Here is a 12,925-nt window from a genome sequence, read left to right as displayed (position 1 = left end):
GAGGCGGTGGTGGTGACCCTGGTGGACCTGCCCGACGTGGGTGCCGACGTCGTACGCCGCCTGCTCGACCCGCGGCCCGGACCGGCCACGCTGCGCCGAGCGGCGTACGCCGGACGGGTGGGCCACCCGGTCGTGCTCGGCCGGGACCACTGGGCCGGCGTCCTGGGCCTCGCGGCGGGCGACACGGGCGCCCGCGACTACCTCGCCACCCACGAGGTGGAGGTCGTCGAGTGCGGCGACCTGGCCACGGGGGCCGACGTCGACCATCGAGCGGACCGCGCACCAACCGCCGACCAACACCCGGCCCCGTAGCCTTGGTCCATGGAGCTCGCGTCCCCCGCCGACGTCGCCGCGCGCCTGGGTGCGACGGGCTACCTGAGCGACGACGCGCTCGCGACCGTCACCTACCTCGCGCTGCGGATGCAGCGCCCGCTGCTGCTCGAGGGTGAGCCCGGCACCGGCAAGACCTCGCTCGCCGAGGCGATCGCCGAGAGCCTGGGGCTGCCGCTGGTCCGGCTGCAGTGCTACGAGGGCATCGATGCCACGCAGGCGCTCTACGACTGGGACTTCCCACGCCAGATCCTGCACCTGCGCGCGCTCGAGGCGGCCGGTGGTGGAGCCGACGTGGAGGAGGCCGAGAAGAGCCTCTACGACGCGCGCTTCCTGCTCGCCAGGCCGGTGCTCCGGGCGCTCCAGGAGAGCCCGGCGGTGCTGCTCGTCGACGAGGTCGACCGCGCCGACGACGAGTTCGAGGCGTTCCTGCTCGAGGTGCTCTCGACCTACCAGGTCTCGATCCCCGAGCTCGGGACGGTCCGGGCCGCCACCCCGCCGTTCGTGGTGCTCACCTCCAACCGCACCCGCGAGCTGCACGATGCGTTGAAGCGGCGCTGCCTCTACCACTGGATCGACCACCCGGGTCTCGAGCGCGAGGTCGAGATCCTGCGGTCGCGGGCCCCGGAGGTCTCCGAGGCGCTGCGCCGCCAGGTCGTCGAGCTCGTGCAGCAGCTGCGTGCTCGCGACGACCTGCAGAAGTCGCCGGGGGTGTCGGAGACCCTCGACTGGGCCCGCGCGCTGCACCACCTCGGCACCGCCGAGATCGACCTCGCCGCCGCCTCGGCGACCCTCGGGGCGCTGGTGAAGTACCGCGAGGACGCCGACCGGGTGCGGCACGCCCTGGACCAGGTGCTGCGGGCATGAACGACCCCGACGAGCCGCTTCGCCGCGGGGCTGACGAAGTGTTGCTGGCGTTCGCGCGGGCGCTGCGGGCCGCCGGGGTCCCCGTCACCCACGACCGCGCCGAGGGCTTCCTGGCCGCGGCGGCGACGCTGGGCATGGACGACCAGCGGGCGACCTACCTCGCGGGGCGGGCGACCCTGTGCGCCGGGCCCGACGACCTAGAGCGCTACGACCAAGTGTTCCACGCGTTCTTCAACGCCCGCGACGGGCTGCCCCGCCCCCGGCCCGCACACCCCTCCGCCCCGTTCGCGGCCCTGCCCGCCGAGGAGCCCACCGGCTCCGCGGACGGCGCGGACGAGGAGGTCGTCCGGGCGCTGGCCAGCGAGACCGAGGTGCTGCGCCAGCGCGACGTGGCCGGGCTGACCGCGGCCGAGAAGCACCGGCTCGCGGCCATGTTCGCGACCCTGCGGCCGCGCCCGCCCGTCCGGCGTACCGCCCGGCACCAGGCGTGGCACCGCGGCGAGGTCGACACCTCGCGCACCCTGCGGGCGTCGCTGCGCCGGATGGGCGAGCCCGCCGACATCGCCTGGCGGCGGCGCGGCGTGCGGCCCCGGCGGGTGGTGCTGCTCGTGGACGTGTCCGGCTCGATGAGCGGGTACGCCGACGCGCTGCTGCGCCTGGCGCACCGGTTCACCCAGGCGGGGCGCGAGAGCGGCGGCGTCGTCGAGACGTTCACGGTCGGCACCCGGCTCACGCACCTGACCCGGGCGATGCGGCTGCGCGACCCCGAACGCGCGCTGGTCGCGGCGGGGGAGACCGTGCCCGATTGGTCGGGCGGCACCCGGCTGGGGGAGACGCTGCGGTTCTTCCTCGACCGCTGGGGGCAGCGCGGCATGGCCCGCGGTGCGATCGTGGTCGTGTTCAGCGACGGCTGGGAGCGCGGCGACCCCACGCTGCTCGGTGAGCAGATGGCGCGGCTGCGCCGGGTCGCCCACCGGGTCGTGTGGGTCAACCCGCACCGCGGCAAGGTCGGCTACGAGCCGGTGCAGCAGGGGGTCGTGGCGGCGCTGCCGCACTGCGACGAGTTCCTCGCCGGCCACTCGCTGGCGACGTTCGCCGAGCTGGTCGAGGTGGTGTCCCGTGCGTGACGTGCTGACCGAGCTGCTCGAGTGGTGGCGCGCCGGCGAGACCGTCGGCGTCGGCACCGTGGTCGCGACGTTCCAGTCCGCACCCCGCCCGCCCGGCGCCTCGATGCTGGTCGGTCCCGACGGCACCGCGGTCGGGTCGGTGTCCGGGGGCTGCGTCGAGGGCGCCGTCTACGACCTGGCCGAGTCGGTCGTCGGATCCGGCGTACCCGTCCTGCAGCGCTACGGCGTCTCCGACGACGACGCCTTCGCAGTCGGTCTGACCTGCGGCGGCATCCTCGACGTCTGGGTCGAGAAGGTCAGCCGCGAGACCTTCCCCGAGCTGGAGGAGATCGCCGCCGACATCGAGGCCGGCCGGCCGGTGGCGCTGGCCACGGTCATCGAGCACCCCGACCCCGCGCGCCTCGGGCGCCGGCTGGTGATCCGGCCCGACCAGCCGGCCGCCGCGTCCCTCGGCTCGGCGCGCGCCGACGACGCCGTCCACGACGACGCGCTCGGGCTGCTCGCCGCCGGCCACAACGCGACGCTGACCTACGGCCCCGACGGCGAGCGCCGCGGCGAGGGGATGCGGGTGTTCGTGTGGGCGTTCGCGCCCAAGCCGCGGATGCTGGTGTTCGGGGCGATCGACTTCGCCGCGGCGGTCGCCCGGGTGGGCAGCTTCCTCGGCTACCACGTGACCGTGTGCGACGCCCGGCCGGTGTTCGCGACCCGCAGCCGGTTCCCCGACGCCGACGAGGTCGTCGTCGACTGGCCGCACCGCTACCTCGCCGCCGAGGCGGAGGCCGGCCGGGTCGACGGCCGCACGGTCGTGACCGTGCTGACCCACGACCCGAAGTTCGACGTACCCCTCCTCGAGGTCGCGCTGCGGCTGCCCGAGATCGCGTACGTCGGGGCGATGGGCTCGCGCCGCACCCACGACGACCGGCTGGCCCGGCTGCGCGAGGCCGGGGTGGGCGAGGAGGAGATCGCCCGGCTCTCCAGCCCGATCGGACTCGACCTGGGCGCCCGCACCCCGGAGGAGACCGCGATCAGCATCGCCGCCGAGATCATCGCCGGCCGCTGGGGCGGCACCGGCGAGCCGCTGGCCACCACCGAGGGCCGGATCCACCGCGACCTGGCCTGACCCGGGTGTGACCCGGCTGCGCCGGGGCCGTCGAGACACCAGAAATGGCTGTCGACCGGCCGTGGTGGCAGCCACTTCTGGTGTCTCGACGCGAGAGTCGCCGCCGCGAGAGTCGCCGCCGCGCCCGGCTCAGCGTCCCGGCGACACCCACCGCTGCGCCGGGCCCGTCACCTGTTCGGCGCTGATCCCGCGCACGCTCACCGCGACCCGCTTGCTCCGGAACACGCTGGGCAGCACCAGGCGGCGCCGATCCAGCCGCACCGACCACCGGCGCCCGTCGGGGACGGTCGCGACGACCCGCCAGGTCGCGGCGTGCGGTACGTCGGGCCAGGTGACCACGGCCTTGGTCGCGGTCCGCTTGATGACCATCCGACTCGGGGCGGGCGGCCGCAGCGGGCCGGGCGCGCGATAGCTGGTCACCGTGACCTGCTCGCGGGGTGCGCCGTCGCGCTGGACGACCGCCACGATCGACCGGGTGCCGGCGGGGCCGGGGGCGGGCCGGAACCGGATCCGGCCGCTGCCGTCGGAGACCGTGCCGAGCAGCTTGCTCGTCCGGCCGGCGCGCTCGAAGAACTGCACGGTCTGCCCCGCCACTCGGTTGACCCGGTACTCGAGGGTCCGGTCGTGCAGGCGGCCGCCGACCGTCGCCCGCACCCGCGGCTTCGGCAGGGCCGAGGCCTGCCCGACCGCCACCAGGTCCGGCGACCCGTCCGCGGTGTGCACCTGCCAACGGCCCGGTGCGGGGTTGCGGACGATCACGTACGTCGCGTGCTCGGGTGGCACCTGGAGGATGATGTGGTCGTCGCCTCCCTCGAAGTTCTCGGTGCCGGCGGGCACCACGATCTCGCTGCCGTCCGGGCCCGTGACCGTGACCTGCGGCGGGTCGTCGACCGACGCGAACCGGAAGTACACCGCCCGCTCGCCCTCGGCGACGACCATGTCCTCGGACGCGACCGCCTCGGACGCGGCGTACGACGCCAGCCGCGTGCGGGCGCCGCCGTCCCAGGCCGACGCCCAGTGGTTGATGTCGCAGCCGGTCAGGTAGTACTTGAACTCCCCGTCCCAGCGGTAGCCGAGGCCGAAGTCCGCGAAGAACGTGTAGACGCAGCCGCCGACGCCGGTGCTGGAGACGACCAGTGCGCCGCCGCCGCAGCCCTTCCAGACGCAGACGTCGCCGCGGGCCTGGGCGTTGAACTTCATCGTGGGGGCGTAGAGCCACATGTCGATGCTCGCCTTGGCGCTGACGATGTCGTAGAGCCGGGCGTCGATCTTGCCGCCGAGCCTGATCATGCCGTTGGACTGGTACTGCAGGTAGGCGCTGGCGACGCCGAAGCCCGCGATCGACGCGTTGCCGTCGGCGCGCAGCAGCCACGGGTCGGAGGCCACGAACTTCAGGGTTCCCTCGATCGCCGCCGCCGCGGTGCCGTTGACCGGCGGGCCCGCGGTGAGCTTGACGCCGCCGTTGAGGGTGAGCGGCGGGCCCGCGTCGTACCCGAAGTCGATGTGCTGGAGGAACACGCCCGACCCGAGCGCCAGCGGCGGCACAGGGGTGAAGTTCGCGGCGAACATCGTCACGGTCTTGCCGACGACCTGGATGCTCACCTGCAGGTTGCCCACCGAGGTCAGGGACAGGTCGGCGAAACCGTCGAACTGGTACGACGCCGCGTTGTAGAGCAGGTCGAGGTCGTTGACCGTGAACGCCCCGAAGGTCGCGTTCTTGACGCGCAGGTGCACCTCCTCGAGGCGCAGCCCCTTGAGGTTGTCGGTCTTGAGGGTGACCGTCGCCGACACGTCCAGCGGCGAGGGGAGGTGGATCGTCACGGGCAACTCGGCGCCGCGGTACACGAGGTCGAGCCGGGCGTCGCCCTCGACCGAGAGCCCGAACAGCTCGGCGCCCTTGGTGATCGAGAGGCTGCCGAGGTTGAAGCGCGACGACTTGCCGCTGGGCAGGTCCCAGCCGATGTTGCCGTAGTAGAACGTCAGCTTGCCCAGCGTGCTGCCGGCGTCGACCGACGCCTTGGCCTTGCCGCCGATCGACCGGACCTCCGCGGTCCAGCCGTCGATCTCGATCGCCGCCCCCGAGTTCGGCCGCAGGTCGATCCCGTTGAGCCGCACCGTCTTGGTGCTGGCGTAGATCTCCTTGAGGAGCAGGCGTACGCCGACCGGCTCGGTGCGGCGGCGGAAGCACGGTGACATCGCCTCGGCGATGCCGGTGCGGACCGTGGTGTAGCAGGTCAGGTCGTCGGCGGGGTAGCCCTCGGGGACGACCCCGTCGGCCGCCGGCCCGGCGCAGCCGCCGGCGGTGATGGGCAGCGCGCCGTCGGCGTACCTCTTGTCGATCTGGGAGGTCGTGACCGAGACGACGCTCGTGACCGACGGCGAGACGCCACCGCTGTCGTCGGACACCATCACCGAGACGGGGTGGTCGCCCGCGGTGGCGGTGACGAGGCCGACGACGGGGCCGGCGCACGTGGTCTCGAACGTGCCGTTGCCGTTGAGGTCCCAGTGATAGCTGAGGATCGAACCCGACGGGGTCGCGGGTGCCGAGCCGGACGCGTCGAGCACCGTGACCTTCCGGGTGCGCGGTGCGGCGGTGCGCACGTCGATCGCGGCCGTCGGCGCGGTGCCGACGACGTTCACCTGGATGGTCGCCTCGCTCGAGGCCTGCGACAGGTCGGTGGCCACCACCCGGACGCCGTGGCTGCCGGTCTCGGGGAACGACCGGGTCAGCGCCAGGCCGTTCTCGTCGGCCCGGGTGCCGTCGACGTACCAGGCGAGCGCGACGGAGTCACCGGGGTCGGGGTCCGACACGGTGGCGGTGAACGTGACCGGCTCGCCCGGCGCGGCCTGCTGGTGGTCGGCGTCGAGGGTCACCGCCGGCGGGTGGTTGGGCTGGGCGGCTCGGACCTCGACGCTCGCCGAGGCGCTGCCGGAGTCGAACCCGTCGTCGACGGTGACGCCGACGGTGTGCTGGCCCTCCGCCTGGAACGCCCACGGCAGGGACGGGCTGTCGTTCTGGACGTCGAGCCCGTCGACGTTCCACACGAAGGTGGGGTTGCCGCCGACGTTGCCGGACACGGTGAACGTCACGGTCTCGCCGGGCGCGGCGACCTGCCGGTCCGGGGTGAGGGTGACGGCCAGCGTCGCGGCGGCGGGTCCGGGCACCAGCAGGGTGCCGAGGACCAGCGCCACCACGGCCAGCAGCCGCGGTGCGAGGCGCTGCCGAGTCGCGGAGGGAGCGAGGGAACCGATTGCAGCGCGCATGTGCCATCACCATCCGGCGGGGGTCCGATCCTCGGAACCTAGATCCGCACCTCCAGGGGGTCGATAGTCCATCCGGGCTATTGACGGCTGCTCCGCCCCAGCGCCGCCTCGCCCGCGTCCGGACCCGACCGCGGCGCTTCCGCGGCAGCCGGTCCCGAGTTACGGTGACCGCACCGAGAGTGACGAGGGACGCATGACTGTAGACGCCGATCTCCAGGCGCGACGCCTCGACGCTGTGCGCGCCTGGACGTCGTTCGTCGAGCGCGGCGACGCCGCGGCGGGGATGGTGCGCCCGGAGATCCTCAGCAGCTGGACCCGGTCGGAGGCGGCCGCGGTGCCCACGGACGTCGCCGGGGCGCCGCTCGCCGACGAGTCCGAGACCGCCTCGGCCTGGCGCGGGTCGCCGTTGCAGACCGCGGTCGAGCGGGTCGAGGCCGAGCTGCGGCGCACCGCCGAGGACGGCGACCTGGTGGTCGCGATCACCGACGCCGAGACGCGGATCCTGTGGACGTACGGCGGACGGGTGATGCGCCGCAAGGCCGAGACCGTGAACTTCGTGCCCGGTGGGCGCTGGGACGACCAGAGCGTCGGCACGAACGCGCTCGACCTCGCCAACCGGACGGCTGCCCCGGCGATGGTGTTCAGCGCCGAGCACTATGCGCCGATCGTGCACAACTGGGTCTGCTGGGCGGCGCCCGTGCACGACCCGGTCAGCGGCGCGCAGCTCGGGGTCATCGACCTCTCCACCACCTGGGAACGCACCCACCCCATCGGCCTGGCGACCGCGCGGGTGCTGGCCCGGCTGATCGAGAACGCCATGCCGGTCTCCGCACACCATCCCACCGCCCTCGCCGACGAGCGCACCGAGCCGGGCCTCGTGCTGCGGCTGCTCGGCACCGCCGAGACCTGGCTGGACGGGCAGCGGCTGCTGCTCAACCGCCGCCAGACCGAGGTGCTCGCGCTGCTCGCCCTGCACCCCGAAGGGCTCTCGCTCGAGCACCTGCACGCGCTGGTCTACGGCGACCAGGCGGTCACGCTGTCCACGCTCAAGGCGGAGGTCTCCCACCTGCGCGCCGCGCTCGGCGGGCAGCTCTCGTCGCGCCCCTACCGGCTGCCGATGCCGACCTCGACCGACGTGGAGCTGGTGCTCGGGCTGCTGCGCCGCGGCCGGGTCGCCGCGGCCGTCGACGCCTACGGCGGCGACCTGCTCCCCGGCACCAACTCCCCGGCACTCACCGAGCTGGGCGAGTACGTCGCGGTGGCGGTCCGTGAGGCGCTGCTGGCCGACCCGCAGCCCGATGCGGTGGTCCGCTACAGCGAGCTCGCGCCGTACGACACCGAGGTGGTCGAGGCCGCGCTCGCCGCCCTCGCCGGCCGGGCCCACCCCGCCGTACCCCTGCTCAAGGGCCGGCTCGCCGCCGCCTCCCGTTGACGCCGAGTCGGCGCCAGTTTCCCCGATCAGCCCGTCCAGTCGGCGCCAGTTTCCCGACGCATGGTGCCGAGGCGGCGCCAGTTTCCCCGATCAGCCCGTCCAGTCGGCGCCAGTTTGCCGCTGCCGACGGAAACTGGCGCCGACTCAACGGTGGTGGTCAGGAAACTGGCGCCGACTCGGCCTACCTTTCGCCAACCGGCGGCTCCCTAGCGTGACCTGCACCACATTCCCGGCCACGTCCCCAGGAGCGTCATGACCCGGATCAGCCTCACCGTCGACGGAGCGCGGGTCTCCGACGACGTCGAACCCCGCATGCTGCTCGTCCAGTACCTGCGCGAGCGTCTCGGCAAGACCGGCACCGTCATCGGCTGCGACACCAGCAACTGCGGCGCGTGCACGGTCCACCTCAACGGCACCAGCGTGAAGTCGTGCAACGTGCTGGCCGTGCAGGCCGACGGCGCCGAGGTCACCACCATCGAGGGCCTCGCGACCGACGGTCAGCTGCACCCGGTGCAGGAGGCCTTCCGCGAGTGCCACGGACTGCAGTGCGGCTTCTGCACGCCCGGGATGATCATGCAGAGCGTCGACCTGCTGAACACCAACCCGAAGCCCACCGAGGAGGAGATCCGCCTCGGCCTCGAGGGCAACCTGTGCCGCTGCACGGGCTACCACAACATCGTCCGGGCGGTGCAGCAGGCGAGCGGGCAGGGGGCTCCGGCATGAGCACCACCCAGGAGCGTCCCACCGACACCGTCGAGCGCGAGATCGGCCGCGACCGCCGCCGCAAGGAGGACCAGCGGCTGATCACCGGACGCACCCGCTGGACCGACAACATCAACCTCCCCGGCATGCTGCACCTGGCGATGGTGCGCAGCCCGTTCGCGCACGCCCGGATCGTCTCGATCGACACGAGCGCGGCGAAGGAGGCCACGAACGTCGTCGACGTGCTCACCGGCGCCGACCTCGGCGAGGCGCTCGGCGTCAACATCAACGCCTGGCCGATCACGCCCGACCAGGTGACGCCGACGCACTCGCCGATGCCCAGCGACCGGGTCGCGTTCGCCGGCGAGATCGTCGCGGTGGTCGTGGCGCGCAGCGCCGCGGAGGCCCGCGACGCCGCCGAGCTCGTCGACGTGGAGTACGACGAGCTCCCGGCCGCCCTCGACCTGAAGCGGGCCGCGGCCGACGAGATCCTGGCCCACCCGGACCTGGGCACGAACAAGTCGGCGTACTGGGTCTTCGACTCCGGCGAGGCCGGCACCGGCGGCAGCGTGGAGGACGCGATCGCGAAGGCCCGCACCGACGGCATCGTGATCGAGCGGGAGTACCGCCAGCAGCGCCTGATCCCGGCGTTCATGGAGCCGCGCTCCACTGTCGTCGACCCGACCGGTGAGCAGATCACGATGTGGTCGGCCACCCAGATCCCGCACATCCTGCGGTTCGCGCTCGCCGCGACCACGGGCGTGCCGGAGTCGAAGATCCGGGTGATCGCGCCCGACGTGGGCGGTGGCTTCGGCGGCAAGCTGCAGACGACGCCGGAGGAGTGGATCACGTGGGCGGTGGCGCGCCGGCTCGGCAAGCCGGCCAAGTACACCGAGACCCGCTCCGAGAGCCTGATGTCGGGCCATCACGGCCGCGACCAGTGGCAGAAGCTCACGCTCGCGGCCGAGAAGGACGGCACGGTCACCGGCTTCAAGGTCGACCTGCTCGCCGACCTCGGCGCCTACGTGTCGCTCGTCGGCGGCGGCGTGCCGGTGCTCGGTGCGTTCATGTTCAACTCGATCTACAAGTTCCCGGCCTACCGGTTCGCGGTGCAGACCGTGCTCACCAACAAGACCTGGACCGACGCGTACCGCGGCGCCGGGCGGCCCGAGGCGACGTACGCCATCGAGCGGATGATGGACGAGCTGGCCGCCGAGCTCGGCGTCGACCCGCTCGAGATCCGCGAGAAGAACTGGATCAAGCACGAGGAGTTCCCGTTCACCACCGTCGCCGGGCTCGAGTACGACTCCGGCAACTACGAGGCCGCGACGGCGCGGGCCAAGGAGATGCTCGGGTACGACGAGCTGCGGGCCGAGCAGCGGCGCCGTCGTGAGTCCGGCGACCGGGTGCAGCTGGGCATCGGGGTCTCGACGTTCACCGAGATGTGCGGGTTGGCGCCCTCGCGGGTGCTCGGCTCCCTCGACTACGGGGCCGGCGGCTGGGAGCACGCGAGCGTGCGGATGCTGGCCACCGGCAAGGTGGAGGTGGTCACCGGCGCCTCCGCGCACGGCCAGGGCCACGAGACCGCGTTCAGCCAGATCGTCGCCGACCGGCTCGGCGTGGCGTTCGAGGACGTGGAGGTGCTGCACGGCGACACGCAGGTCGCGCCCAAGGGGCTGGACACCTACGGGTCCCGGTCGCTGGTGGTCGGCGGCGAGGCGCTGGTGCGGGCGGCCGACAAGGTCATCGAGAAGGCCAAGCCGATCGCCGCCCACCTGCTCGAGGCCTCGGTCGACGACCTGGAGTTCTCGGGCGGCCGGTTCTCCGTGCGGGGCACCGACCAGGGCATGGGCATCGGCGAGGTCGCGCTCGCGACGTTCGCGGCGCACAACCTGCCCGACGGGGTGGAGGCGTCGATCGACGCGGACGCCACGTTCGACCCCGAGGCCTTCAACTTCCCGCACGGCACCCACCTGTGCGCCATGGAGGTCGACACCGAGACCGGCGCGCTGACGATGCGCAAGTACGTCTGCTGCGACGACATCGGCAACATCATCAACCCGCTGATCGTCAGCGGTCAGGTGCACGGCGGTCTGGTGCAGGGCATCGCACAGGCACTGTGGGAGGAGGCGGTGTACGACGACGCCGGCACGCTGGTGTCCGGGTCGTTCGTCGACTACCTGCTGCCGACCGCGGCCGACACGATCAGCTTCGAGATCGACCACACCACCTCGCCGGCGACCACGAACACGCTCGGCACCAAGGGCGTCGGCGAGGCCGGCACGATCGCCTCCACCCCGGCCGTCGTCAACGCGGTCGTCGACGCCGTACGCCACCTCGGCGTCAACGACATCCAGATGCCCTGCACGCCCGAGCGGGTGTGGCGGGCGATCAACGGACCAGGAGCCGGCGGCTCGACCACCGAGGCGGCGATGCCGCACTTCGAGGAAGGAGCGGGCGCATGATCCCCGCACAGTTCGACTACCTGGCTCCGACCTCGGTCGAGGACGCGCTCGCCGCGCTCGCCGAGCACGGCGACGACGCGAAGATCATCGCCGGTGGGCAGAGCCTGCTGCCGGTGCTCCGGATGCGCCTCAACGCCCCGGAGATGATCATCGACCTCGGGCGCATCGACTCGCTGCGCGGCGTCCGCGACGACGGCGACGCGATCGTGATCGGCGCGATGACCCCCCACGCGGTCGTCGGGTCGGACCCGCTGGTCGCCGAGCACGCCGCGGTCATCAGCAAGGCCGTCGAGCACCTCGCGGATGCGCAGATCCGGCACCGCGGCACCTTCGGCGGCGCGCTGGCGCACGCCGACCCCGCCGGCGATCTCGGGGCGCCGGCGCTGGCGCTGGGTGCGGAGTTCGTCATCCAGGGATCGGGCGGCACCCGCCGGGTGGCGGCCGACGACTTCTTCGTCGACCTGTTCGAGACCGCGATCGGCGAGGACGAGATCCTCACCGAGGTGAGGATCCCCAAGCACACCGGCTGGGGGGCGCACTACGAGAAGTTCGTGCGGGTCGCCCACCAGTGGCCGATCGTGGCGGTCGCCGCGACGGTGCGGGTCGATGGCGGCGCGATCGCCGAGGCCCGGATCGGGCTCACCAACATGGGCTCCACGCCGTTGCGGGCCCGCGGCGTCGAGGAGGCCCTCGTGGGGCAGCCGGTGACGGAGGACGCCGTACGCGCCGCGGCCGCGCGCGCCACCGAGGGCACCAACCCGCCCTCGGACCTCAACGGCGACGCGGACTACCGGCGCCACCTGGCCACCGTCATCACGCGACGGGCCGTGCTCGCGGCCGCGGGGGGCTGAGGCCCGTGGAGCTCACTCACCGGTTCACCGTCCCGACCGGCGTGGAGGAGGCGTGGGCGCACTTCAACGACATCGCCTCGGTCGCCGAGTGCTTCCCGGGAGCCGCCGTGACCTCGGTCGAGGGCGAGTCGTTCCAGGGGTCGGTCAAGGTCAAGCTCGGACCGATCGCGCTCGTCTACAACGGCTCCGGCACCTTCGTCGAGAAGGACGAGTCGGCGCACCGGTTCGTGGTCGAGGCCAAGGGCAAGGACAAGCGCGGCAACGGTACGGCGGGCGCGACCGTCACGCTCACGATGGCCCCATCAGGTGGGGAGTCGAGCGCCGGCAGCACCGACGTCGAGGTGATGACCGACCTCGCGATCACCGGCAAGCCCGCCCAGTTCGGCCGCGGCGTGATGCAGGACGTCTCCGACAAGCTGCTCGGCCAGTTCATCGACTGCCTCGAGGCGCGGATGGGCGAGCCGGAGGCGGCTGCTCCGGAGCCGGCTGTGGCCGACGCACCTGACGTATCGGTCGCCGAGCCGGCCGCGGAGGAGCAGATACGTCAGGTGCGTGGCGAACCGGCGGGACCGAAGCATGCTGCCGCGCCGCCGGCGGGTGCGGACCACGTCGACCTGGGCGCCACGGTGCTGCCGGTGCTCGCGCGCACGTACTGGCGCCAGGCGCTCGGGGCGCTGGTCGTGCTGCTGGTGCTCCGTCGGCTGTGGGGCCGCCGCTCGGGCTAGTGCCTGTCGTGTCGTGTGCCTGAGAACGGCCCGGGGACCGTT

10 protein-coding genes are annotated in these 12,925 nt (G+C 73.1%); 9 read left to right on the top strand and 1 reads right to left on the bottom strand.

What is annotated here, in order from left to right; all coding sequences use genetic code 11:
* The 4 genes from VGD85_RS07870 to VGD85_RS07855 form a co-directional block, all read left to right on the top strand.
* A partial coding sequence (locus VGD85_RS07870; protein ID WP_331062900.1) for a nucleotidyltransferase family protein occupies positions 1-312 on the top strand: 312 nt, incomplete at its 5' end.
* A 9-nt stretch (positions 313-321) separates the two neighbouring features.
* Positions 322-1,197 (top strand): MoxR family ATPase, encoded by an 876-nt coding sequence (locus tag VGD85_RS07865; RefSeq protein WP_331062899.1) that lies wholly within the window; start codon positions 322-324, stop codon positions 1,195-1,197.
* The gene (locus VGD85_RS07860; RefSeq protein ID WP_331062898.1) at positions 1,194-2,324 is read left to right on the top strand and encodes a vWA domain-containing protein; all 1,131 of its coding nucleotides are present in this window, start codon (positions 1,194-1,196) and stop codon (positions 2,322-2,324) included. The genes VGD85_RS07865 and VGD85_RS07860 overlap by 4 nt, the downstream gene beginning before the upstream one ends.
* A complete protein-coding gene (locus tag VGD85_RS07855) occupies positions 2,317-3,444 on the top strand; it encodes an XdhC/CoxI family protein (protein ID WP_331062897.1) in 1,128 nt (375 codons plus the stop codon). Before VGD85_RS07860 ends, VGD85_RS07855 begins: the two co-directional genes overlap by 8 nt.
* Before the next feature lie 129 nt (positions 3,445-3,573).
* Here VGD85_RS07855 and VGD85_RS07850 read toward each other — a convergent pair whose 3' ends face one another.
* Positions 3,574-6,708, bottom strand: a complete 3,135-nt coding sequence (locus VGD85_RS07850) for a PKD domain-containing protein (protein WP_331062896.1) — start codon at positions 6,706-6,708, stop codon at positions 3,574-3,576.
* Positions 6,709-6,901: 193 nt separating this feature from the next.
* Here VGD85_RS07850 and VGD85_RS07845 point away from each other — a divergent pair, with 193 nt between their 5' ends.
* The 5 genes from VGD85_RS07845 (at position 6,902) to VGD85_RS07825 (ending at position 12,883) form a co-directional block, all read left to right on the top strand.
* Complete coding sequence (locus VGD85_RS07845; protein WP_331062895.1) at positions 6,902-8,140, top strand: transcriptional regulator; 1,239 nt, start codon at positions 6,902-6,904, stop codon at positions 8,138-8,140.
* Between the two features lie 252 nt (positions 8,141-8,392).
* On the top strand, positions 8,393-8,863 hold the full coding sequence (locus VGD85_RS07840) for a (2Fe-2S)-binding protein (RefSeq protein ID WP_331062894.1): 471 nt from the start codon (positions 8,393-8,395) through the stop codon (positions 8,861-8,863).
* Positions 8,860-11,307, top strand: coding sequence for a xanthine dehydrogenase family protein molybdopterin-binding subunit (locus VGD85_RS07835; protein WP_331062893.1), 2,448 nt, complete (start codon positions 8,860-8,862; stop codon positions 11,305-11,307). Before VGD85_RS07840 ends, VGD85_RS07835 begins: the two co-directional genes overlap by 4 nt.
* Complete coding sequence (locus VGD85_RS07830; RefSeq protein ID WP_331062892.1) at positions 11,304-12,158, top strand: xanthine dehydrogenase family protein subunit M; 855 nt, start codon at positions 11,304-11,306, stop codon at positions 12,156-12,158. Before VGD85_RS07835 ends, VGD85_RS07830 begins: the two co-directional genes overlap by 4 nt.
* A 5-nt stretch (positions 12,159-12,163) precedes the next feature.
* Positions 12,164-12,883 carry an SRPBCC family protein gene (locus VGD85_RS07825; RefSeq protein ID WP_331062891.1) on the top strand — a complete coding sequence of 240 codons (720 nt, stop codon included), beginning with the start codon at positions 12,164-12,166 and terminating at the stop codon, positions 12,881-12,883.
* Positions 12,884-12,925 lie beyond the last annotated feature (42 nt).

The sequence above is a fragment of the Nocardioides sp. genome (genome assembly GCF_036401255.1).
GTDB lineage: Bacteria > Actinomycetota > Actinomycetes > Propionibacteriales > Nocardioidaceae > Nocardioides.
This window is presented reverse-complemented; position numbering and strand designations above follow the sequence as displayed.

Bases quoted from the DNA above. Each gene is read 5' to 3' on its own strand.
- VGD85_RS07830 (WP_331062892.1), top strand. From the start codon at position 11,304: ATGATCCCCGCACAGTTCGACTACCTGGCTCCGACCTCGGTCGAGGAC.
- VGD85_RS07860 (WP_331062898.1), top strand. From the start codon at position 1,194: ATGAACGACCCCGACGAGCCGCTTCGCCGCGGGGCTGACGAAGTGTTG.
- VGD85_RS07840 (WP_331062894.1), top strand. From the start codon at position 8,393: ATGACCCGGATCAGCCTCACCGTCGACGGAGCGCGGGTCTCCGACGAC.
- VGD85_RS07850 (WP_331062896.1), bottom strand. From the start codon at position 6,708: ATGCGCGCTGCAATCGGTTCCCTCGCTCCCTCCGCGACTCGGCAGCGC.
- VGD85_RS07845 (WP_331062895.1), top strand. From the start codon at position 6,902: ATGACTGTAGACGCCGATCTCCAGGCGCGACGCCTCGACGCTGTGCGC.
- VGD85_RS07865 (WP_331062899.1), top strand. From the start codon at position 322: ATGGAGCTCGCGTCCCCCGCCGACGTCGCCGCGCGCCTGGGTGCGACG.
- VGD85_RS07835 (WP_331062893.1), top strand. From the start codon at position 8,860: ATGAGCACCACCCAGGAGCGTCCCACCGACACCGTCGAGCGCGAGATC.